This window comes from Caldicellulosiruptor morganii (assembly GCF_026810225.1).
GTDB lineage: Bacteria > Bacillota > Thermoanaerobacteria > Caldicellulosiruptorales > Caldicellulosiruptoraceae > Caldicellulosiruptor > Caldicellulosiruptor morganii.
The window spans coordinates 2423838-2448259 of sequence record NZ_CP113865.1 but is presented as its reverse complement, the minus strand read 5'-3'; the positions used below and the strand labels follow the sequence as shown (position 1 = coordinate 2448259).

The following is a 24422-nucleotide window of genomic DNA, read 5'->3' as shown; positions in this document are numbered from 1 at the left end:
AAATTAAACTATAAAAGCAAAAAATTACTCTTAAAACATTATAAGCAATTTTTCAAATACATTCAATCAGAAAGGTTGGTGTAAAATATTTATAGGACTTTGGATGGCAAAAAGATCCCTCATATTGGTAAAACAAACCAGATAAAAAAAGAACTCTAAAAGCATTTGAGTTTTTGTGATTTCTATAACTCAGGGATATTAATAAAGATTTTTTCTACAAACTCTTGAAACCACCCTATCAATACTAATGTCTTGCAAAATACTTTGAAAAATTATAAAATTAAAAAAGTAAACGATTACACAAAAAAATGAAAGGGGACTTTAAAGGCATGCTTTATCGAAAGTTTGGGAACACAGGGGTTTTGATTTCAGCGCTTGGATTTGGAGCCATGAGGCTTCCTCAAAAAGAGATAAACGGCAAACTGGTATATGACGAAGATGAAAGTATAAGGATTATTCACAGGGCTTTTGAGCTTGGAGTTAACTACATAGACACAGCACCATATTACTGTGACTCTCAGAGCGAGGTTATAGTTGGCAAGGCATTGAAGGGTTTTAGAGATAGGGTTTACGTTTCTACAAAAAATCCTATTGAGGATGACTCGGGGGATAATTTCTTAAAGAGGCTTGAAAATTCGTTAAAAAAGCTTGATATTGACAGGATAGACTTTTATCATATGTGGGGAATAAACTATGAAACATTTAAAGAAAGGATAATCAAAAAGGGTGGACCTTTGGATGCTGCAAAAAGGGCAAAGGAAGAGGGAATGATTGGACATATTTCTTTTTCTTTTCATGACAGGCCGGAGAATATGATAAAAATAATTGACCGGGGAGAGGTATTTGAGAGTGTGCTGTGCCAGTACAACCTTCTTGACAGGAGCAATGAAGAGGCGATGGCTTATGCGGCAGGGAAAGGGCTTGGCGTTGTTGTGATGGGACCTGTGGGTGGTGGCAGGCTTGGCAGTCCATCACCGGTTATTCAGAGCCTGCTTCCAGGTAAAGTAAGTTCTTCTGCAGAGATAGCATTGAGGTTTGTTCTGGCAAATCCAAATGTATCCTGTGCGCTTTCTGGCATGAGCACAATTGAAATGGTTGAGGAAAACTGCAAAGTTGCTTCAAATCCAGATCCGCTGAGTCCTGAGGAGATAGAAAGAATTAAAAAAGCCATGGAGGAGAATAAAAAGCTTGCAGACCTTTACTGCACAGGCTGTAATTACTGTATGCCATGTCCGCAGGGGGTAAATATTCCTCTTAACTTCCAGATAATGAACTATTACAGAGTTTATGGGCTTGTTGAGTTTGCCAAGAGTGAATATCAGAGAATTGGCACTGTGCAGTGGCTTTCAGGCAAGAAAGCAGAAGAGTGTATTGAATGTGGGATTTGCGAAGAAAAGTGCCCGCAAAAGATTCAGATTCGCAAGCAGTTAAAGGAAACAGCAGCAACACTTGGTGGAAAGTAGCGAAAAAACTGCAAGATACCAGCTAAAAAGGGACTGAAAAGTTTATTTATCAGTCCCTTTTTGTTTTTGGAATTGATGGAGCTTTTAAGCAGCAAAGCTTAATGTGACATAAGCTTCAATGAACGCAGCTATTACAATCAAAATTGCACCAAGTAAGCTCAAAGCCAGAAATCTTTTCAGCAAAACCTTTGTGTTTTCTCTTTGCTTTTCGTTAATAAGATTTTCAAGAAAGATTGCAGAAGCTGCTGTGCCAATCAAAAACGCAAAGATTTCAATCACACCGTGTGGCAAAAGCAAAAGCAGTGTCTTGGCGATTGAAGTCTTCTTGGCAGAAAGTGCTGCCACAGCTCCAACAACTGCTCCGTTTGTCATCAACACAAAAAGAGAAACAAGACCGAATGTGAGAGTCCCTGCCACAAGCACTATTATATATACTTTCATATTGTTTTTAAGAATGGCAAGAAAAAGGTCAAATTTGCTATTGGCGTTTTTTAAAATTTCGCCAAACATCTTTTTGAGATAGGTATCTGTGAGCTTTTCAAGCAAATCAGAAAAGTATGCACCTGTAACAATTCCCAGAGTCAAAAAAAGAAGAAATATTAAAAGACAAATCAAAATGAGTCTTTTTTCTTTTTTAAGTGTATCAACCAGAAAACCAAGCCCCATCTTACAACTCCCCTTTTGCTTTGTATCAAAAAGAGCTAATTTAAATCATAACAGATAACCTCTTTTTTGTAAACAGGTGTAAGCAAAAGATTTTCACAAATTTTTAATTAACATTTCTTTAAATTGGTATATAATAATGTTGATAGTAAAAGAAAAGGGGGAAAACTGGATAATGAAAATAACCTATCTTGCGCATGCAAGCTTTTTGATAGAGACAAAAAATAAAGTCATGATTTTAACAGACCCGTACGATTCTTCTGTGGGATATGAAGTGTTTGAACTTTCACCTGATATTGTTTTGACATCTCATAAACACTTTGACCACGGCTATACTGGGGCTTTAAAAGGAGATTTTACTGTCTTGGACAAGCCTCAGGAATACAATTTAAAAGGTGTAAAGATAAAAGGCATAAAGACATTTCATGACAGTGAAGGTGGGCAAAAAAGAGGAGAAAACATTGTGTTTGTGATAGAAGATGAGTTTTCGGTTGCACACCTTGGCGATTTGGGGCATGAGCTTGAAAAAGATCATCTTGACAGAATTGGCAGGGTGGATATTCTGCTTATCCCTGTTGGTGGAGTTTATACAATTGACGCAAAAGCAGCTTACAACGTTGCAAAGGCTATAAATCCAAAGATTATAATCCCTATGCACTATAAAACAGAAAAGCTTAAATTTGATTTGGGCAGACTTGAAGAATTTACAAAACTTTTTGAAAATGTAGAGTATGCAAACTCTTTTGAGCTTGAGATAAATAAGCTTCCTGAGGCTCAAAAAGTAATTGTACTTTCACATAGGGGTTAAAATTATTTTAAAAATATAGAGCTTATAAAAACTAAACTTGCAAAAAAGGAGAAAACGCAATGGCAAAAAATAAAAAGCAAACTTCTTCTTTTACAGATAGGCAGGAAGTTTTAAATCTTTATCCCATAAAGTATGTTTTTCTCTTTGCCTTTTCACTCCTTGTGCTAATGACACCTTACTACAGAGGGCTTTACTTTGACTATGAGCTGACGGTCTTTCAGGCAGTAGCCTCTGCAATCTTCATCCTGTTTGCAATCTACCTTTATGCAACAAAAAATGGGTTTGAAATCAAATACAAGCTTGAATATATCCTTTTGCTTTTTATGGTGGCATATATTGTGCCGTTTTTCTTTGCAGCAAACAGAAGGCTTGCGATAGGTGAGTTTTTAAAATATGCGTTCTACTTTGCAATCTTTGCAATGGCGATAAGGCTTGCAACAGACAAATTTGAAAGGCTAACCATCCTGAATGCTCTTTTTATCTCAACAGTGGGTGTTGCATTTTTCGGGTATCAGGCGGCGGTGGGATTGATACCTGAGACTGCCCGACCTCTGGGTATGCCAATGAATGGGCTGTGGGCAGGGAACATGATAAACTCAACCTTGCAGTACCACAACACAGCGGGCACTGTGCTTGCCTTTGGGTTTATAATTTCGCTTATGCTCGGGCTGTACACTGAAAATAGATTTCTAAAAGCGTTTTATTTTGCTGCGTCTTCGTTTATTCTGACAGCCTTTTTCTTTACATACTCAAGAGGCTGCTATGTGACATTACTGCTTGCACTCTTAGCATTCTTTTTACTTTTGCCAAGAGAAAAGAGAATATCTATTGTTTTCAACCTTGCAATAGTGGCTGCAGTTGTTTTGGCATTTTTAAACAGGGTGGGGGCTCAGCTAAATCCAAATGGAAAAGAGAAACTGTGGGTGATTTTGCTTTTCCAGTTTGCCATTGTGTGGGCAGCTGTGTATGCATTTGGCTTTGTTGAAAATAGACTTTATGCGCTCAAAGATGAGGTTTACATAATTTCGGCACTTACGGTTGCTGCACTTGGTGTAATAGGATTTGTAATTGCTATAAATATGCATCTTCTTCCTTCGTCAATTGTTGATAGGGTGATGTCTATTAACTTTAGAGATAGAAATTTTGTGGAAAGGCTTGTATTTTACAAAGACGGGCTAAAAATTTTCTTAAGAAGCCCTATCTTTGGCTATGGTGGCGGCACGTGGGTATCGCTTTACTTTATGTATCAGTCTTACCTTTATTTCACAACACAGTCACATAACTACTTTTTGCAGGTGCTGCTTGACACAGGGCTTTTTGGCTTTGCAATTTTAATGGTGTTTTTGTACATGATCTTTTCAACCGCTCTGAAAGCATGGAGTAAAAAGGATAGGGAGAAGAATATATTAATTGCGGGCATATTTGCAGGGGCTTTGCAGCTTTATCTTCATTCAATCCTGGACTTTGACTTTTCACTTGCATCTGTTCAGGTTCTGCTTTTTGCAAGTCTGGGTGTTTTGTTTGCAATTGTCTCTGAGGTGCTTCAAAAAACCAAAGAGGATGAGAAGTTAATTGTCCAGAGAAGAACAAAGTTGCTGGCACCAGCGCTTTTGGCGTTCTATCTTTTTGTGATGATTATTTCAATAAACTTCAGAATAGGAAACTACAATGCAAACCTCGGTCAGCAGGCGCTGCAGATGAATAACCTGAGTGCTGCATATTCATTTTTATCAAAGGCAGTGGAGTATGACTCACTTTCTTCTTCTGCTCTGAGCGACTATGCGACGGTGCTTTACAAGATTGGTGATCAGAACAGAGATGCAAATTTGATTGCAAAGGCAAATGACTACTTCAAGCAGGCAATAGAAAATGACAGGTTCAGTGCAAAGATAAGGTTCAGGTACGCTGTATATCTGCTCGCTCACGGTGCGATAGACGAGGGCTTGAAGCAAATAGAAGAGGGCATAAAGCTTCAGCCACTTTTGCCAGCAAACTATGAAGTAAAAGCAGATGCATATGCAAAGGTTGGAGATTATTACCTGGGAAAAGGTGATAAGGAAAAGGCGAAAAAATACTATGAAGTTGTGCTGAGGATTCCCCAGGAGGTTGAGAGAGTGAAAAGGGAGAGGGAAAGAATGCCTGATATTATCAGGGAAGATCCTAATTCTCGTAAATTTTCGATCACAGATAGAACTTTGCAAATAGTAAATGAAGTCAAAAAGAAAATGTGATTTAAAAAACTTATATAATGCAACAAAAAAGTAAATTTATGATATGGGGGGAAACTTAATGCTATGTGTTGTTGACTGCCGGAGTATTAATTTGGAAAAAAATCATGGTATAAGCAGGTATACATATGAGATTATTAGAAATGCACCCGGAAACATCAAGCAGCATCTGATACTTCTCTCTGATACCAGAAACTTCAATGTATTGCACAGGGCATTCAATCAAGAAGTAAGGGAAATTGTGAAAATTAGATCGCCTTTTTTGCATCCATTGGAGAATATAGAAATTCCAAATGTTTTGAGGAAGATTCAAAAAGAGACAAAAGAACAGATGGCTTATTTTTCACCTTCATTTTCTTCGCCGCCAATAGAGGATAAAAGAATTAAAAAGTTTATAACTATTCATGACCTGATGCACCTTGACTTTTACTCAAGTTTAAAAAACAGGATATATTATTCAACGTTAGTAAAGCACTATATTAACACAGCTGTTTTTGTATTTACTGTTTCGAACTATTCAAAAGAAAAGATAATTAAATACTATGGCAATTCAAATAAAATAAAGGTAATATATCCCGGAATTGATATGAACACTTTTAGAAAGCTGGGAAGTGAAGAAATTGAACACTTTAAAAGTATGTACTCTTATCTGCCTGAGAAATTTTTCTTATTTATAGGAAATAACAAGAGGCACAAGAATTTTTCGTATGCTTATGAGCTTTACAGGAGTTTGAAAAGGTTTTATCCAGCACATAAATTTGTGTCGAATGTGTGGGATAATGAAAGTGACAAAGAGATTGTTAGATTGGAAAAGCTTGATGACAGTTTACTCTGTTTTTTATATAACAGATGCGAAGCATTTTTATATCCGTCCTTGTATGAGGGCTTTGGATTGCCACCTTTGGAGGCATTAGCATGCGGTGCAAAGGTTATAGCTTCGAAATGTGCGTCTTTACCGGAGGTTTTAGGTGAATATGCGATTTATATAGATGTATATAAATCTCCTGAAGAGAATGTCTTTGAGGTGGTTAAAAAGCTCAATGGGCAAAATCATGAGTTTGAAGTTGTTAAGCAATATGTTTCCAGATTTAGCTGGCAGGTATTGAGCAGAAAAATATTTGACTTTATATTTTCATAAGCTATTTGATGTTATATTTTTAGCAATTGTGGGGGTTGATAATATTGCAACAATTAACAGAAGAATTGTGGTACGAAGGTAAAATAAAAATCATATTTAGCTCGGCAGGTGTTATATTATATTTATTCTATATATTAACAGGCAATTTTTCAAGAATAATAAAGTTACCCTTTTTCCCTCGTACAATATCTTTGATAGAAGTTGGTATATTGGTTTTTATTGCAATATTTTGCTTTTATGAATTGATTCTTCTCAAAAAAAACATATATTTGTTCAAAAAAATGAACTTGAACCATTTGGACTCAATTGAAGTACTGCTAAGTTTAATGTTACTTTCTATTCTGGTCAATTACATAATTTACGGGTTCAACATATTACCGGTGCTTTATTATCTGAGATTTTTTTCTCTGGTTTATTTTGCATTCATGATTTATTTGTTTTTAAATTTCCAGAGAAATATTAATAGAATAGAAGGGTTCTATGTTAAGATTGGGTTTTTACTCTGTATAATTGGATGGATTATCTACTTTATTGAGCCGGACACAGAAAGATTAAATAAATTCTTTGAAAAAAAGGGAATTTATCTTAACCTTGATCCTCATAAGTTTAGGTTAATTGGCAATATTTTTGATCCAAATTTTTTTGGCAATATACTGGTTATGTTTATTGGCATTGCAATGATAAGTTTTCTCAGACAGAGTTTGCAGGACAGAAAAAGATTTATACAGAAAATCATTTTATTAATTTTTTTCAATATTACATTGTTAAAGACTATATCTCGAAGTTCAATTTTGGGTTTATTTCTGGTGGTACTTATCAATACTCTTCTGGTTGGGAGCTGGAGTTTTATTAAGAAAAAGATTGTGCTTTTTAAAAAGCTTATATTGGTAGATAGCGTTTTGCTATTTACAACGCTATTGGATAAAGATTTTTACAAAATCTTTGAACGAATAAAAAGTATTCCGGTAGATAATTCTGCTCAAGCACGAATGCAAAGCTGGAGTAATGCAAAAAATTTTATTTGCAGCAATCCGATTAAGTTATTGATAGGAGACGGCTTTGGCTTTTTGAATGTAAAATATGGTTTGCCGTTTATTGGCTTTGATTCTTCTTTTTTGAATTTAATTTTGTACTGTGGCTTAGCAGGGACCGCTTTTTTCTTGATATGGCTGTTTAAAAAGATATACAGTGTATACAAAAATGTAAGATATGATGAGTCAGATATTAGACTGCATTTTATAAATTTTTGCTCTTTACTTGTTACATACTTTGTAATAAGCTGGTTTAATAATCTTCTGTTTTACCAGTTTTGGCTGGTATTGTTTTTGCCGTATTATTATTTTGTAATAGATTACGGAAGAAAGGGATAGATATGAATATTGGTATAGATGCAAGACCCTTAAATAAAATTAAAACAGGAATAGGTTTTTATCTTTACAACTTACTGAAAGAATTGCCTGCAAAATGCAGCAACATAAACTTTTTCCTTTTCTCTGACAGAGAAGTATACTTGGATTTTGATTATCCAAATGTAATAACCATTATTGATAATAATTATAAAACTCTCAAAGGCACTTTATGGTATATGTGGAGAGTATATTATTTAATAAAGAAATATAAAATTGATATGTTCTGGGGTACCCAGAATGTTTTGCCGATTATAAGGAGCAAAAGTGTAAAAAAGGTTTTAACAGTTCATGATTTGGTATGTTATAAATACCCACAGACTATGGAAAAATTGAACTATTTTATTAACAGGATATTCATACCTTATTCAATTAAAAGTGCTGATAGTATTGTTGCTGTTTCTAATTCGACAAAAGAGGATATACTAAGATATTTTAATATTGAACCCGAAAAGATATGTGTTATTTATAATCCTGTGATTGTTTGTGATGTTGATGATATTGATGAGATTGAATACTTATCAAAATATGATCTTGAGAAAAATAAATACATTTTATACGTGGGTACTATTGAGCCGCGAAAAAATGTAGAGATTTTGCTTAAAATATGTGAAGAGATTTATGCTAAAACAGGCATGAAAACTGTCCTGGCAGGCAAAATGGGCTGGAAAAGTGGTAAGGTTATTCAAAGCATAAAAGAGCTTTCTAAAAAAGGCTGTCTAAAATATTTAGATTATATAAATGATGTGGAAAAAAACTTACTGATGAAAAACTGTTTTGTCTTTGTGTTCCCTTCTTTTTATGAAGGCTTTGGGTTGCCTGTTGTTGAAGCACTCAAAAACGGGGCGCTGGTACTTGTGTCAGATACATCATCTTTGAAAGAGCTGATAAACGTAGATGAACTTAAGTTTAATCCTTTGGATTGCACACAGCTTAAGAAAAAGATAATGAATTTGTATACCAATAGCAAGGAATATGCTGAATTAAAAAAAAGTTGCAATGAGTTAGCTTCAAAATTTGACAATGAGCAAGTAATAGAAAAATATATTGAATTATTTTATAGTTTGGGGGATGGTGCAAAGCTGTGAAAATATTGTTTGTCACTCCACCGTTGGCTTTTCAAAATTTGGGTGGTGGAGAAATACAGATGTTAAAAACAAAGAAGTATCTTGAAAAGTTATTCAAATTAGAGATAGAAATATTTGACGTTGTAAATACAAGACTTAATGATTATGACATAATTCATTTTTTTGGATCAGAATACATTCTCTTTCCTCTTGTGAGTGCTGCCAGAAGTTTAAAAAAGAAAGTAATAATATCGAGTATTTTCTTTGATAATAAACATTTTTTTACCTACAGGATAGCCGCATTTATTAGTAAAAGATTACCTTTTAGAACTTCTGTGCTGGATAGGTTAGAACTGCTAAAGCTTGCTGATTTTGTATTACCAAATTCTTATGCAGAAGCTGAATATTTGAGAAAAGCTTTTGGTGTTCTTCCAGAAAAAATTCATGTAATACCGAATGGAATAGATGTTGAAGAGATAAATAACTGTTTAAATGCAATAACACAGGAAGATGAAGAGGTTTTCAAAAAAGAATACAATATTGATGCTCTCTATTTTCTTTATGTTGCCCGATTTGATAGGAGAAAGAATCAATTGAATCTTATAAAAGCATTTAATAAATTAATAAAATTGGAAAACAATGTAAAACTTGTTTTAATAGGTTCGCCAAATCCCGACAGCACAGAGTATTATAATCAATGCAAAAAAGAGGCTTTAAAAAGCGGGGGAAGAATAATTTTTATACCGGCTTTAAAACATGATGATAAGAAACTATGGATTGCCTATAAATGTGCTTTTGCTCATATAATGCCAGGTTTATTTGAAACACCGGGTTTGGCTTCGCTGGAAGCTGCTTTTTGCGGCTGCAGACTTATCGTTACAACTGGCGGTGCCACACGAGAATATTTCAAAGATTATGCTTTATATATAAATCCAGATAATATTGATGATATTAAAGAAAAAATGTTGGTCATTTTAAAAGATAAGAAAACCAATGAATTGCAAAAAAAATTGGAGATGCTAAAACAGGAGATTTTAAGAGTGTATAACTGGGAGAGGATTGCTGAAAATACATACAAAATTTATGAAATGAGTGGAGGACTTCAATGAAAGTAGCGATAGTTCACGAGTGGCTAACTACTATGGGAGGTTCTGAAAAGGTAATATTAGAACTTAAAAAGCTCTTCCCTGATGCACCAATTTTTACACTTGTCTACAACCAAAAAAGGTTGGGCAAGTATTTTAATAACTACACCATAATTACCTCTAATTTACAAAAAAATCCTTTGGCTCAAATCAAGCATCAACTATTTTTCAAATACATGCCAAGGGCTTTTGAAAGTTTCGATTTGAGTGATTTTGATTTGGTGATAAGCTCTTCGTCTGCTTTTGCTAAGGGGGTTATAACTTCGCCAAGCTGTATACATATATGTTACTGTCACACACCGCCAAGGTATATTTGGGATTTGACACATGAGTATTTGAAAGACTATAACATCATAATAAAAAAATACTTGGAGAGGAACTTTCATTACCTTAGAATATGGGATACCGTTGCAGCAAACAGAGTTGACTATTTTGTTGCGAACTCAAATTATGTGGCAAACAGAATAAAGAAGTTTTATAAAAGAGATTGCAAGGTTATTTATCCACCAGTTGATACAGAATATTTCACACCTGCAAATGACGAAAATATAGAGGATTATTATCTTATTGTATCCAGGCTTGTCCCGTATAAAAAAATTGATTTAGCAGTTGAAGCTTTTAATAAGATATCTAAAAGATTGGTAATTGTAGGAGATGGACCGGAGTACAAAAAACTTAAATCAATTGCTAAGCCGAATATTGAATTTTTGGGTTATCAACCGGATGAAATTGTAAGAGATTTATATCGAAGATGTAAAGCTCTGATTTTTCCGGGCATAGAAGATTTCGGAATAGTTCCGGTCGAGGTGCAGGCGTGTGGAAGACCAGTGATTGCTTTAAAAAAAGGGGGAGCTCTGGAAACAATCGAGGATGGTAAAACGGGGGTGTTTTTTGAGCGACAGGATGCCGAAAGTTTGATAGAAGCTGTTTATAAATTTGAAAAAGATGTTGATAAATTCGACCGGAATTATATCAGAATTCATGCTGAAAAGTTTGGGGCTGAAAGATTTAGAAGTGAATTCAACGATTTTATAAGCAGAATTATAAATCAATAATTATTATAATAACATAGAATGGCATCTATGAAAATATACAAGCGAAAAGGATGATGGGAAATATGCATAATCTGTTGAGAGTTTATGCAAAGGTAGCAAAGACAATTGATGTTGCTGTGATTTTATTTTCATTTGCTTTGTCATGGTTTATAAAGTTCAGCAGTGGTTTATTTAATAAACCAGCGTCATTGGATTTACAGACATATTTATTGATTGTAGCTTTACATATACCTTTGTATTTGTTTTTCCTAAAAGTATTCGAGAAGGAAAGCAAGAGAGGTAATTTAGATTTATTTTCAGATATTACAAGGATATTACAATCAAACATATTTGCTCTGCTGATTGTAGTGATGATTTTCTACACTCTGAAACTTATTGATTTTTCAAGAATTTTTCTTTTCATTTTTCTTGTTTTAAACTTTCTTATGTCAGTACTTCAAAGGCTCATTTTAAGAAAAATCCTATTTTCGCCAAAATCAAAAATAATTTCAAAAGAGAAAGTACTTTTTGTCGGACAAAATGAAATTTCAAAAACATTAAGTCAGATTTTTGAAAAGAATAACTACCATATTATAGGGTTTGTAGTTAATGAAAGTGATCTGAAAAATGATGGAGTTATAGGAAAAATTGAAGACTTGGAATGTATTGTAAGCAATAACCATGTTGATGAAATAATAATAGTTCTTCCTCTTAATCAGGAAAGGGAAATAAATTATATAGTTGACATTTGTGAAAAGTATGGTATAAGAACATATTTGGTTCCAGATTACTTCAAATTTATACCATCAAAAGCAGAAATAGAAAAAATTGAAGGAATTCCTCTTATAAACATCCGATACTCTCCGCTTGATGAGTGGACAAACAGATTCATAAAAAGAAGCTTTGACATTGCTGTTTCTCTGATTGGTTTAATCCTCTGCCTGCCTTTATTTGTAATCATAGCTACTTTAATAAAACTGACATCAGAGGGTCCGGTATTCTTTACCCAGGAAAGGGTGGGCTATAACAGGCGCATTTTCAGGATGCACAAATTCCGTACAATGTATGTCCAGGACCCAAATGAGGAAAAGGTAAAATGGACAACAAAAGACGACCCGAGAAGAACTCCAATTGGCAGGATTTTAAGAAAGCTTTCTCTGGATGAGCTTCCACAGCTCTGGGATGTTCTTGTGGGCAATATGAGCTTGGTGGGGCCAAGGCCAGAAAGGCCGTACTTTGTGGAAAAGTTCAAAGAGGAAATTCCAAAGTACATGATAAAGCACCGTGTGCGTCCGGGGATTACCGGCTGGGCACAGATTCATGGGCTTCGAGGGGATACCTCGATTGAAGAGAGGATAAAATACGATATCTGGTACATAGAAAACTGGTCTTTCTGGCTTGATATAAAAATTATTCTGGCAACCATCTTTGGGGGCAAGTTTATGGAAAATGCATACTGAGCTGTTATAAAGTGTTGATTGAATTTTTGCAATTTAGTTTGGTACAATAGGAAAAGGGAAATTTTTTGGAGGTTTGTTCTATGTCAGAAAGAGAACTGTTAGAGAAAATTGCCTTAGGTATTGAGGAACTAAAAAGCGATGTAAAAGAGGTAAAAGAAGGGCTTGACAGAGTGGAAGAAAGGCTTGATAGGGTTGAAGAGAGACTTGACAGAGTAGAAGAAAGACTTGACAGAGTAGAAGAAAGACTTGACAGGGTAGAAGAAAGACTTGACAGGTTTGAAGAGAGGCTTGACAGACTTGAAGAGAGGTTTGATAGGCTTGAGGTGAGAGTTGGCGAGCTTGAGAGGGCAGTTTCTGTTCTTGAGCAAAGGGTTGATGCTCTGGAGAAAGAGGTTTCAACTCTTAAAAATGACATCAGGAATATGCAGACAGAAATGCAAAGTCTAAAGCAGGCAATATTAGAAAATACAGGCTGTATAGATACACTGTACAATGCATTTGGTGGAGTTATGCAATTTAAAACAGATGTAGAGCATTTTAGGGCAGATATGAATAAATTTAAAGAAGAAGCTTCAACCAAGTTAGAAAACCTTGTTGAGGTTACCAATAAAATAAAAGAGGAATACGGCAGACATGATATTGATCTTAGGATTATGAAAGAAAAAATAGGGATTTTGATATAAGCTACATAAATAGTCCATTTTTGCTTTGCATAAAAAAAGGGGCAATGAAATGGTAGAATTGTTTTAAAAGCCCCTTTTTATTATTTTTGTAATTTATTATAATACTCTTCAAAATACCCATAAGTCTCATCATCGAACAGGCAAAATACAACCTTTTCAATGCCTGTCTGAATGTTTTCTAAAAATTCAATTGCTGTGTCAATCAAAATCCTAGCACACCTGTCTTTTGGAAATCCAAAGATTCCGCTTGATACAGCAGGGAAGGCAATGCTTTTTAAATTGTAAAGGTGAGCAAGATACAGGCTATTATAGATTGCTCTGTATAGCTTTTCATCCTCATCTCCTTCGCCATAAACCGGACCGACAGTGTGAATTACAAACTTGCAGGGAAGATTGTATGCGTTTGTAATAACAGCATGTCCGGTTGGCAATATCCCAATCTTTTTTATAATCTCATCAGACTCTCTTTGTATTTCAACCCCGCCAGCTTTTACAATGGCAAGAGCAACCCCGCCACCGTGACGCAGGTGGCTATTTGCCGCATTTACAATTGCGTCAACCTGCTCTTTTGTAATATCCCCTTTTTTAATGACAATTTTTTTAAGCGCCGATCTCAAAAAATTGTTCATTTTTAATAGATCTCTCCCTTTTAACATTCTTAATTTAATTTTACCAGAGAAAGCATATAAGTCACAATTTTATTTCACATAAACAATTCAAGCAGAAAAACAGAGATAAAAGAAGAAAATTTAAGAAAACAAAAAAATCTTATCAAAAAAGTCGCGATTTTTGAAAAAAAAAAAAAAAAAAAAAATGACATGCTCAAAAGTATAATGGTATATATATACATGTAAATTGACTTCTAAAATTGGTTTGTTTTTAAATTAAAACAAATAAAAACTTAAGAATTATGTAAATAACCATTTAAGAAAAAATCAGAATTGAGAGGGGGGCAACAACCCTCGGTTAACAAACTATTAGCGCTAATAGGGAGCAGAGGGGTTGCAATAAAAAACAAAAATGATTTCCCAGTTAAAACAGGTAACTCTGGGTGAGACGGTTGTCAGTAATGCTTATAATATAAGTGACTATAAATATCTTTGGGACAAGCCTAAGGTTGTAAAAACAAGGACAGTTTCTTTTCAAGATCCATGGAGGCTTATTTATTCTTACAAAAATGATACACCTTATACAAAAACAATAGAGGTAACTCAGCAATTCCAAGCTACAAATACGTATTCGGTAGGTGGTGGCGTAAAGAAAGATTTTGTTGAAGCGAGCTTAGGAGTTAGCTTTACAAATACCGTAATAAGAATATACAAAAGTAATGAAAAAGTACCTGCCTACAAAACATTTTACCTTGAGGCTGCAGGTGTGGGGGTAAATATTTACTTTGATGTATATGTTCCACACCCGTTTGACTCTGGTTATGACATCTACCCTGGCTGGGTGAAAAACTATACAGGGATTGCATTTTGGGCACATTTTTAACATTCTTCTTTAAATAAAATGTTGATTTTTACGGGCTGCTGCCAAAACTAAAACAGGCAGCCCCTGTTTTTATTGACACTGATAAATATATTCTGGGAGAGGAGAAGTATTGAATGATAAAGACATTTTTAAAACAGAGATTAACACTCTTCATATTTTCAATAGTGCTTTTAATTAACGCGGGTATATCTTGCATAAAAGGGATGTCTTTGGAGAAAGTTGATTTTTTCTATCTGGATAAAAATACACCATATATATTGAGAACAATAGCCAATATTGGGGGAGATAAAGACTATATAGCAAGTTCAAGTAATATATCAATATATGAAGGAGCACATGAAGTTTTAAAACCAAGGTATGAATATCCATCAATAGAAGTTGGCGTTTTGGCAACTGATGAGATTATAAAAAAACTAAAATTTACAGACTTAGAAGGTGCAAATAATTGCAAAGTCAGAATAAACAATGCAAAAATCGAATCTAAAACTCCACTTTTAATAGGTGGTTTTAATTATTACCAATTTGAACTTTATTTATCGGTGGATAAGCTGCCAAAAGGAATTTATTTATTTGACAGGATTAAATACACATTTAATGGGAAAACATATGCAAAGGAAATTTTATGTTATATGGAAGTTTTAAAAGAAAAAAACAACTATGATTTTTTGGGGGTTGGAGGCTATTCACAGCAAAAATATGGGAATAATAGAAGCATAGAGGATATATTGGCAGGCAACGAAAATGGATACATAGGTGATGAATGGGAGTTTGTATATGAAAATATGTCAAGAAAGAATTTGAGAGTTATGAAAATAGATGTGCCACGGCAGATATATCCATTGGTCAAATGTTGGACAGAGCCCGATATACCTTCAGATGGTTATTTACTAAAGCCAGGGGATAAAATTCAATTTAGGGTTTTCATACCCAAGGATTATTCTGAATCATATCATATTATAATGTTATCACCCAGAATACTCTATAAAGAAGAGGGCAAAAAGGGTATTAAAGTAATATATCAGTCAACGCGTACCGGTTCAGACTTATACAGGGCAATTGAAAGGAGTGCTGAAAATCTGCGCAACAAAATTGCCAGATAAAAACTATTAAAAATTATAACATAATATGAAATTTTAAAATAAATCTGAAAGGGGATAAATTATGTCAGAAAACAAGATGGGGATTAAAAATAGCATCATAAAAATTATAAAAAATGTTTTAATAGGAATTATAGTTGGTTTTCTTATTTTGGAATTTTGGGAAATTTACAAAAACAATATAGATAAATTTCATGAAAAAATTCTCAGAATGCCATCAGAAAATTTTACAGTGGATTTAACCACAAATTTTAAAATTGTTATGGGAAGCTTGCTGGATTATGTTTCTCATTTTATATGGTCTTTTGTTATTTTAAGTTTAACTGTATTCTTATTTAAAGGCAAAGAAACATTAAAGGAATATTTCAAAAATTTGGTTAAGATTTACAGTTCCAAGCTTTTCTTTTTTCTTTTTTTGGAAGGGATACTCATAATGCTGCTTTTGAGCTACACAGTTGTAATGTTCCCTGTGAAGAGTGCTATAAAAGTGGAATTTGGAAAGTTTCAGCGTTATTATTTTTGGAGCAAAGTGACGGGTTATATAAATATATTTTATTTAATACAATACTTTATTGTTGCTATAATGGAAGAAACAATATTCAGAGGGGTAATTTACAGAGGTCTTTCAAAAGCAACAACAAAGATATGGTCTGCAGTTGTAACATCTTTAACATTTTCAGCCTATCACGTGTATCCTTCGAATCCACCGCTTTTTATAATAAGAAACATTGTAATTTCGCTTATTCTTATCTACATGCTGGAGAAAACCGGAACAATATGGTGGTCGGTTGGTATGCATTTTGGATTGAATGTTTTCTTGTTTGATAGGATTTCACAAGTTGAGGGGCAGACACAGCTGGCAATTGGAATTATAATAGTATTTTCAGCTTACATGATTTTAGATTATTTAATTCAATGGTATTTCAGCAAAAAAGAGCAAAATGGTAATTTACTAGAAAGTCAATTAAAAGATAAGAGAGAAAGAGTAGAAGAAGAAATGACTGTTGAATGCCTGAGCTAACATTTATAAATATAACTATGCGAAAGTACTGGGTTTGCGCAATAAATAATGCCATGAAAGTAGTTGACGCAGAAAGCTTGTAGTTTTATAATATTTACTAAGTATGGTTATTATAGATAGAATTGATGAAATTGTATGTCTGAAGGAAGGTGGAGTATGTTGAGTTCAAAGAAAACTTTTAGAATTTTCTCATGGGTGGTAATTCTATCTTTTTTAATTGGCTTTGTTAATCCGGCTGTTTTTGCAAAAAGCTTTAAAGACACTTCAAATCACTGGGCAAAAGGTGTAATTGACAGGTGGGCAAATACATACAATGTGGCAAATGGTTATCTTGATGGGACTTTTAAGCCATCAGGTATGATTACAAGAGCTGAATTTGCTCAGCTTGTGAGCAAAGTTACAGGTGATGCTTTGGTCAAACCTGAAATCAATTTTAAAGACGTGAAAGAGAACGATTGGTTTTACTCTGCTGTCAGAAACCTTGCCGATTATATAAACGGGTATCCTGATGGGACATTTAAACCTAAAAATAATATCACCAGAGAAGAAGCAGCATGTCTTCTGGCAAAAGTGTTTGGTATTGACAAATTACAGAGCAATATTCTTTCAAAATTCTCTGATTATAACCAAGTTTCCTCATGGGCAAAAGAATATTTAACAGCAATGGTTGAAAACGGGTATATGCAGGGCTATGCTGACAATTCATTAAAGCCCAAGAACTACATTACAAGAGCTGTAGCATTGACCATTCTGGATAACATTGTTGGGCTTTTGCTGTTTAAAAAAGGTGTTTATGTGGGAAGAGAAGTCAGAGGCAATTTGGTCATAAATTCGCCGGGTGTCAGTGTATCAGGGTTTAGTATAGATAAAAACTGCTTGATAACAGAGGGTGTAAAAGATGGTGATGTTACAATTGCCGGCACACAGGTAAATGGCAGCATCATTGTTCGTGGTGGAGGCGAGCACAGTGTTGTTTTGAAAGATGTAAAGGCTTCTTCGATTGTAGTTGTAAACAAACAGGCAACCACAAGAATAGAGATCAGCGGAAATTCTAAAATAGAAAGGATTGTGGTGGAAAAACCAGCCAGTATACTTGTTGCAGAAAAAGCCAGTGTAAATACAGTGAATATCAGGGCTGACAGAACCGTTTTGCAGGCAGAAGGCAAGATAGAAAAGGTAGAAGTAAATGCCAAAGATGTTGTTGTAAATAACAAGGAAGTTAAAGAAGGCTCTGAAATTGCAGTTGGTAATGACAGTGAAAGTAATGGAAATACTCAGTCTACAAATAATAATACTTCACAGCAATTAACACAGAAAGATACAGCATCACAAGCATCTGCTACATCCAATGGTTCGGGTGCACAAACAAATACAGGTACATCAAGCGGCACAGCAAACAGCAATGTTTCTTCAGGCTTTTCAACAGGTGGCTATACAGGTGGTGGAAGTACAAGTTCAGGAGGTTCTTCGGGTTCGGGGGCAGGTGTTCAATATGGACCTGTGAGCGTAGTGCTGGTTGATAAGGAAACCATTCCTGTTGGGCAAAGTACTCAGATAACAGTTACAGTAAAAGACGCTGCAGGGAATTTCATACCCAACAAACGTGTAATGGTTGAAGGACAAACTGCCTATACCAATGCGCTTGGCGCAGCAACATTTACTTTGTCAGTTCAGGATAGCAAGGAAATAGTTATAAACGTGGATGGGAAGGAATATTATGGGCTTTTGTATGCGATTAAACCAACCGAAGGGGTACTTACCTTTAAATTAAAATCAACAAACGGTAGTTTTTTAAGTGGTTTTAATGTCAAACTGGTAAATCAGGAAAAACAGTTTTCAGAATCTAAATCAGTAGCGTCAGATCAGGTTTCATTTATTGTACCTGCAGTAGGTGGATATAAAGCTCTGATATGGTCATATGACAATCAAAATGGGTTGATATACACCATCTTGGATAATCTCTCGGTTGGAAATGGTGTTGTAAGGCTTGTTGCGGATACTTCACTGCCACAGTATATACAGGCAACATTGAATTTTAGCTTGAATTCACAGCCGCTTTCAAACTATGAGTTTGCTATTGCCAACAGTTTGAACATGGATACCTTTGCAATTGATGATGTAAAAATAAATATCTTGTCCAATCAGATCAGAATTACAGCAGATGCGGGTAGCTATTCATTCAAGGTAGCAACAGATACACAGGACGGGAAACTGTATTTTATGAGAAATTTAACTCTTCAGCAATCAGGGCAGAGTTTTTCATTTAACTTTAGCTCTTCTAAAAAAGTAAAATTTAATTTTGCAGGGATAGACAGCGTACAAAAGAGTGTATACGCAAAGTTAAATGGTAACTGGATTGAACTCTCAAGTGAAAATGAAGTATACCTGCAAAGAGGAGTTTATAACCTTGAAGAAGTCTTAATAAAGGCATATGATAGTGATAATAAGGAAATTGATTATTCATATAAAATACCAGCAGCAAATAGCCCCATTGTGATAGATGCAACAGGTGGGAATGAAGAGTATGAGGCAAATGTAGATCTTTCAATAGATGATGTTTCAAGCAGTGTGTATGCTGTCAATGTGCAAGGATCTGAAATCTCTTCAATAAAGGCAGGTTCACTTATTGTTCTGAATGCATTGCTCAGGACAAAAAGCGGTTTTAATTTGTCTGTATCAAAGCCAGATGAAATGAAAAAAGATAGCAAGCAGCTTTTCGGAGCAAGCAATGTATCTGCAACCATACTGACAGATGGGGATAATTGCACAGCAATAGAAACTCTGTTCATGTGGATAGATGATGACAATATCTCCAGTACAATTGCTTATTTGCCACGAGAGCTTCGGGATGGCAGTGTTAGTCTAAAGTATACAATTGATATGGGTCCGCTTTATGCAAATTCTTTAACAGGCAATATCGCACTTTCTATAGACAGTCAAAATGGTGATGATAAGGGTTATGTGTATGCTCAGAATACTATTTCGGATGCGGTATACTTTGTATGTGACAGCATAGATACCCGGGCAAGTGACTTTGTGGCATTTAGTCTTCCGGCAAATGTAGATTGTGACCTGAATGAGCTTGGAGATGAAGTAGCCTTTGAACTTATGACACAAAGACCACTTGCATTTGAATATGGATATTATGACATGTTTGGACTTAGCTTTAACCTCAAAAACCAAAACCTCTTTATAATACTTCCTGTTTACATTTACAGCAAAGAAGAAGGTTTTGCAAGAAGACAGGCTGTTGAGCAAAAGGCTTGGCAGGTAGTCTCAACAGTAATAGATCAGACTTACAATGACTATGACAAAGTTTTGGCTTTGCATGACTGGCTTGCTTTGCACACCCGGTATGATTTAGAAGGGTATCTTAACAACGATGTACCGTATGAGTCTCATACAGCTTATGGGGCACTGATTAATGGTGTGGCAGTTTGCAACGGTTATGCAACAGGAATGCTTGCACTGCTTGAAGATGCCGATGTTGAAACTATTGAGATTTATGGCATGGCAGGCATTGGCAGTTCAAAAGAGTATCATGCATGGAATATGGTATACCTGGAAGACAACTGGTATCACCTGGATGTGACATGGGATGATGATGATTATTACAATACAGTTGAGCATTATTATTTCAATGTGCCTGATACAGAAATTGAATTTGACCATTATTGGGACAGGAGCCTTTATCCTGCTGCTACTGCCACAGATTACAGCTATGGTAACTACTACAGGGTTGAAGTTGTGCCAAAGCAGGTTTATTACAATGAGGACAACACTGTAACACTAACTGTTAAAAACTATAAAGGTGAACTTCAGAGCGGGAAGCTTGTTACCATAACAAAATCAAATGCAGCAGGGGATGAAGAAGTTGTATTCACAGGGTATACTTCTTCGGATGGCACTGTAGCATTTAATGTTAAACCTGTCGATATGAGCTCATACCGTATATACTTAACCTCTTGTATGGAAAACAAAGGCTATATTGGTGTTGTTGAAAAACCAAAACCGGTGACATTGGGTTTGAATATTGACGATCAACCAATTGATAATTTTTACATCTCAGACGGGTTGAACTTTTTGAAAGTGGCTGGTGGTGTTCGCCAGGTTGAGCTTAGCAGATGGCATGAGAACAACCTTATCTTCTGGGGAGAAGGCTTTGTTCTGAAAAAGAGCCTTGCATTTGATAGTTATGACCCCGAAACACTCACAGTTTATAACGACACATACGATTCTCACGTGCTTTTGAGTGTTTATAATTCCACATATGCAGCTGCAGATGCTGATGTTTATGTCATAGACAAGAATACTTACAAAGAGCTTTTTGTTGGTAGAACTGATTCAAATGGCGAACTGCCACTTGTTCTCACAAATGGAAACTATATTTTAAAGATTGCTTATTATAATCCGGATTATGATAATTATGACTATTATTATTCAACCCTGAAAGTAGAACAGGATACACAAATACAACTTGATCTTTCGCAATTCAGTGAAGTTCAATATATTCCTGGATTTACCGAAGGCGGCATTGGTATGGGGGACAAGCTACTGCTTGGTTTTGACTTTGACTATGACGGATACTTTGCTGTATCTTCAATTGGAAAGTCAAGAAGAGCTTACTTTGCGCCCGGTGATTATGGATGGGTATGGGTTGTGGCACACAATCCATATTATGATGAATATGACCTTGGTTTTTCAATGGAATATAAACCTTTACAAAAACTTATTATTCCCGAAGATAAAAACCAGTATACTGTAGACTTAAGGGTTGACAGAAGCAACATTGTTTTAAATGCTAAGCGCCGTCCAGAGGGAAGCTGGGATTCTGTACCTACCACACTTGATGCTGTATATGAAAAGGACGATCTTTTGATTGATATTTATATTCCTACTAAGAGCGAGAATTACATTGTAGGCGGACAAATTGTGCCACAGGAGTATATTGAAGATAACGGCGATATGTATATCATTTGGGTATCAACACCTGGTATATATCCAATCAGAACCTTTACTATTTCAAATAATACACAAAATGAGCTATTTACAGGACACATTGGTTTTGTTAATACTACCAATAGCTGGAGAATAGTTGTGCTGGATGTTGAGGGAAGCCAGAATTCAATCTTTAGAATCTACCTGCCATTTGTGCCGTATGACTTTGATGTTACAATTGACAGGGAGATTGTAATTTACCCGGTCTCAACGGGTTTGGGCGGTACAAGAAGAGAGATATATATTCAAAAGGTCAAGATTTTTAATCAGGTAATAAAAACACAGCGCTTCAAAGAGATAAAAAAGTAATGAAAAAGGGGTTATCCTGTTAACAGAGAGGGGATAGCCCCTTTATACTTTTGTTTTTCAAACAAAATAACCCCATTGATAAGCAGGGGCAAATAAATTAAAATATTAAAGTTAACATTTTAAAATGAAGATAAAACTGAACCGAATAAATTACCATAGATAACCGGAGGTTACTTTAAAGATGGAAAAGCAGGTAAAATACATCTTTGTCACAGGCGGGGTAGTGTCCGGGCTTGGCAAAGGCATAACAGCAGCATCAATAGGAAGGCTTTTGAAAGCACGTGGTTTGAAAGTCACAATGCAAAAGTTTGACCCGTATATAAACGTTGACCCCGGGACCATGAGCCCCTATCAGCACGGAGAGGTGTTTGTTACAGACGATGGTGCTGAGACCGATCTTGACCTTGGTCACTATGAGAGGTTTATTGATGAAAACCTTACAAAAAACAGCAATGTCACAACAGGAAAGATTTACTGGTCGGTAATTCAAAGAGAACGCCGGGGCGATTTTTTGGGCGGGACTGTTCAGGTAATACCACATATTACAAATGAGATAAAAGAGAGAATCTACAGGCTTGGCAAGAGCAACTCAACAGATGTTGTGATAACAGAGATTGGCGGAACAGTTGGGGACATCGAAAGCCTTCCGTTTCTGGAGGCGATAAGGCAGGTTGCAACTGACATTGGCAAGGAAAATGTTCTGTATGTTCATGTGACACTTGTTCCATATCTTTCAAAGTCAGGTGAGCTCAAAACAAAGCCGACACAGCACTCTGTAAAAGAGCTCAGGTCAATTGGTATTCAGCCGGATATAATTGTCTGCAGAACCGAAAAGCCGCTTTCGCCTGATCTCAAGGCGAAGATTGCCCTGTTTTGCAATCTCAAGCCCGAGTATGTAATTCAGAATTTAGACGCAGAAAGCCTTTATGAAGTGCCACTTATGCTGGAGCAGGAGGGGCTTGGTGAGATTATCTGCGAAAAGCTGGGTTTTGCATGCACAAAACCCGACCTTTCTGACTGGATAGAGATAGTAAACAAAGAAAAGAACCTCAAAAATACTGTCAGCATTGCCCTTGTTGGCAAGTATGTTGAGCTTCACGATGCATATCTGTCTGTTGCAGAAGCGCTCAAGCATGCAGGGATTGCAAATGATGCATATGTGAACATTTTGTGGATAAACGCTGAGCATGTAACCGATAAGAGCGCTCATGAGTTTTTGAAAGATGCAGATGGCATACTTGTCCCCGGCGGCTTTGGTGATAGGGGAATTGAAGGCAAGATTGCAGCTATTAAGTATGCCCGTGAGAACAGAATCCCATTTTTTGGAATATGCCTGGGAATGCAGTGTGCGGTGATAGAGTTTGCAAGAAATGTGTTGAACCTGAAAGGTGCAAACTCAACAGAGTTTGACGAGACTACTCCATATCCTGTGATTGACATCATGCCAGAGCAGAAAGACATCTTTACAAAAGGCGGCACAATGCGCCTTGGACTTTATCCGTGCAAGCTTGAAGAAGGGACGCTTGCGCACAGGATTTACAACGATGAGCTTGTATATGAGCGCCACAGACACAGATATGAGTTCAACAACGAGTTCAGGGAAAGATTCAGGCAGGCTGGAATGGTGTTTTCGGGAATTTCGCCTGACAGAAGGCTTGTTGAGATAATAGAGCTAAAAGACCATCCATGGTTTGTGGGCGTGCAGTTTCATCCGGAGTTCAAGTCACGTCCGCAAAGACCTCATCCAATCTTTACAGATTTTATAAGAGCATCTCTGGAAAATAAAAAGAAAAAAGAGGGAACTCTTTCTTAAAAAGTCGATAAAAAAGAGTTCCCTTTCTTTTTGTATAAGTCCATCGACAAAACTATCTTCTGCGACGCGGGGTATATGTAAGGTCAAGCTTTCGTGATGATAGTTTTTTTGACTGCGACAGCTCTGAAACAAGATACAGAACAACAATATGGATAAGAAAAATGGAGAGATTGAGCCCAACATGCACATATATATAAACCGGTCTTTGCAGAACCGTCTTCGGGAAAGCCTCTCTTGCATATTCTACAAATCCCATAAAATGGATGGAAAAAATCTGAAGAAGCAGGTTGTAGAAAGCTGAATATTTTATGTTGAACATAAAAAAGATTGCAAGAAGGCACGAAATCAAAAAGCCGGGCAGAAGCAGCAATGTGGATGTTATGTAAAACCTCAGCAAAGTGCTAATCAGAAATACTGCAAGTGTGCATACAATCGACCATACAAAAAGAAGCAATTTGTCGGATGAAAACAGGTTCACGCCAGCAAAGAAGAAAAGATATATAACAAGCCATAAAAAAATTTCAAGGGCTAAGTTTCTGTTTTCCATAGCATTTTTGCTCTTAAAAAATGTATTTTTAAGAGCTTTTACCCTCCTTTT

General features: G+C 35.7%; 18 protein-coding genes. 15 read left to right on the top strand and 3 right to left on the bottom strand.

Features of this window, described 5'->3' with window-relative positions; translation table 11 throughout:
* Positions 1–329 precede the first annotated feature (329 nt).
* Entirely contained in the window at positions 330–1463 is a 1134-nt protein-coding gene (locus OTK00_RS11930; RefSeq protein ID WP_045168643.1) for an aldo/keto reductase, read from the top strand.
* Positions 1464–1547: 84 nt separating this feature from the next.
* On the opposite strand, the gene OTK00_RS11925 is transcribed toward OTK00_RS11930, so the two are convergent.
* Entirely contained in the window at positions 1548–2129 is a 582-nt protein-coding gene (locus OTK00_RS11925) for a stage II sporulation protein M (RefSeq protein WP_045168644.1), read from the bottom strand.
* 172 nt (positions 2130–2301) lie between these two features.
* Here OTK00_RS11925 and OTK00_RS11920 point away from each other — a divergent pair, with 172 nt between their 5' ends.
* The 9 genes from OTK00_RS11920 to OTK00_RS11880 all read left to right on the top strand — a co-directional run bounded on the left by OTK00_RS11920 (position 2302) and on the right by OTK00_RS11880 (position 13095).
* The gene (locus tag OTK00_RS11920; RefSeq protein ID WP_045168645.1) at positions 2302–2934 is read left to right on the top strand and encodes an MBL fold metallo-hydrolase; all 633 of its coding nucleotides are present in this window, start codon (positions 2302–2304) and stop codon (positions 2932–2934) included.
* Between the two features lie 59 nt (positions 2935–2993).
* Positions 2994–5165, top strand: coding sequence for an O-antigen ligase family protein (locus tag OTK00_RS11915; protein ID WP_045168646.1), 2172 nt, complete (start codon positions 2994–2996; stop codon positions 5163–5165).
* Between the two features lie 58 nt (positions 5166–5223).
* Entirely contained in the window at positions 5224–6300 is a 1077-nt protein-coding gene (locus tag OTK00_RS11910) for a glycosyltransferase family 4 protein (RefSeq protein ID WP_045168647.1), read from the top strand.
* 44 nt (positions 6301–6344) lie between these two features.
* Entirely contained in the window at positions 6345–7670 is a 1326-nt protein-coding gene (locus tag OTK00_RS11905; protein ID WP_241765428.1) for a hypothetical protein, read from the top strand.
* A gap of 2 nt (positions 7671–7672) precedes the next feature.
* A complete protein-coding gene (locus OTK00_RS11900; RefSeq protein WP_045168648.1) occupies positions 7673–8794 on the top strand; it encodes a glycosyltransferase family 4 protein in 1122 nt (373 codons plus the stop codon).
* Complete coding sequence (locus OTK00_RS11895; protein ID WP_045168649.1) at positions 8791–9882, top strand: glycosyltransferase family 4 protein; 1092 nt, start codon at positions 8791–8793, stop codon at positions 9880–9882. The genes OTK00_RS11900 and OTK00_RS11895 overlap by 4 nt, the downstream gene beginning before the upstream one ends.
* A complete protein-coding gene (locus tag OTK00_RS11890) occupies positions 9879–10973 on the top strand; it encodes a glycosyltransferase (protein WP_045168650.1) in 1095 nt (364 codons plus the stop codon). Before OTK00_RS11895 ends, OTK00_RS11890 begins: the two co-directional genes overlap by 4 nt.
* A 62-nt stretch (positions 10974–11035) precedes the next feature.
* Positions 11036–12412, top strand: a complete 1377-nt coding sequence (locus OTK00_RS11885) for an undecaprenyl-phosphate glucose phosphotransferase (protein WP_045168651.1) — start codon at positions 11036–11038, stop codon at positions 12410–12412.
* 80 nt (positions 12413–12492) lie between these two features.
* Complete coding sequence (locus OTK00_RS11880; protein WP_045168652.1) at positions 12493–13095, top strand: coiled-coil domain-containing protein; 603 nt, start codon at positions 12493–12495, stop codon at positions 13093–13095.
* Positions 13096–13175: 80 nt separating this feature from the next.
* Here the strand turns inward: OTK00_RS11880 and OTK00_RS11875 are convergent, their stop codons facing one another.
* Positions 13176–13724: a macro domain-containing protein gene (locus OTK00_RS11875; RefSeq protein WP_045168653.1), complete on the bottom strand. Its 549-nt coding sequence runs from the start codon at positions 13722–13724 to the stop codon at positions 13176–13178.
* 391 nt (positions 13725–14115) lie between these two features.
* On the opposite strand from OTK00_RS11875, the gene OTK00_RS11870 reads away from it, so the two are divergent.
* The 5 genes from OTK00_RS11870 (at position 14116) to OTK00_RS11850 (ending at position 23824) form a co-directional block, all read left to right on the top strand.
* Positions 14116–14586: a hypothetical protein gene (locus OTK00_RS11870; RefSeq protein WP_052670795.1), complete on the top strand. Its 471-nt coding sequence runs from the start codon at positions 14116–14118 to the stop codon at positions 14584–14586.
* Positions 14587–14699: 113 nt separating this feature from the next.
* Entirely contained in the window at positions 14700–15686 is a 987-nt protein-coding gene (locus OTK00_RS11865) for a hypothetical protein (protein ID WP_241765429.1), read from the top strand.
* Between the two features lie 61 nt (positions 15687–15747).
* A complete protein-coding gene (locus OTK00_RS11860; RefSeq protein WP_045168654.1) occupies positions 15748–16704 on the top strand; it encodes a CPBP family intramembrane glutamic endopeptidase in 957 nt (318 codons plus the stop codon).
* 159 nt (positions 16705–16863) lie between these two features.
* Positions 16864–22011 carry an S-layer homology domain-containing protein gene (locus OTK00_RS11855; RefSeq protein ID WP_052670798.1) on the top strand — a complete coding sequence of 1716 codons (5148 nt, stop codon included), beginning with the start codon at positions 16864–16866 and terminating at the stop codon, positions 22009–22011.
* Between the two features lie 181 nt (positions 22012–22192).
* On the top strand, positions 22193–23824 hold the full coding sequence (locus tag OTK00_RS11850; protein ID WP_045168656.1) for a CTP synthase: 1632 nt from the start codon (positions 22193–22195) through the stop codon (positions 23822–23824).
* 52 nt (positions 23825–23876) lie between these two features.
* Here OTK00_RS11850 and OTK00_RS11845 read toward each other — a convergent pair whose 3' ends face one another.
* Positions 23877–24371 carry a hypothetical protein gene (locus OTK00_RS11845; RefSeq protein WP_045170052.1) on the bottom strand — a complete coding sequence of 165 codons (495 nt, stop codon included), beginning with the start codon at positions 24369–24371 and terminating at the stop codon, positions 23877–23879.
* Between the last annotated feature and the right edge of the window lie 51 nt (positions 24372–24422).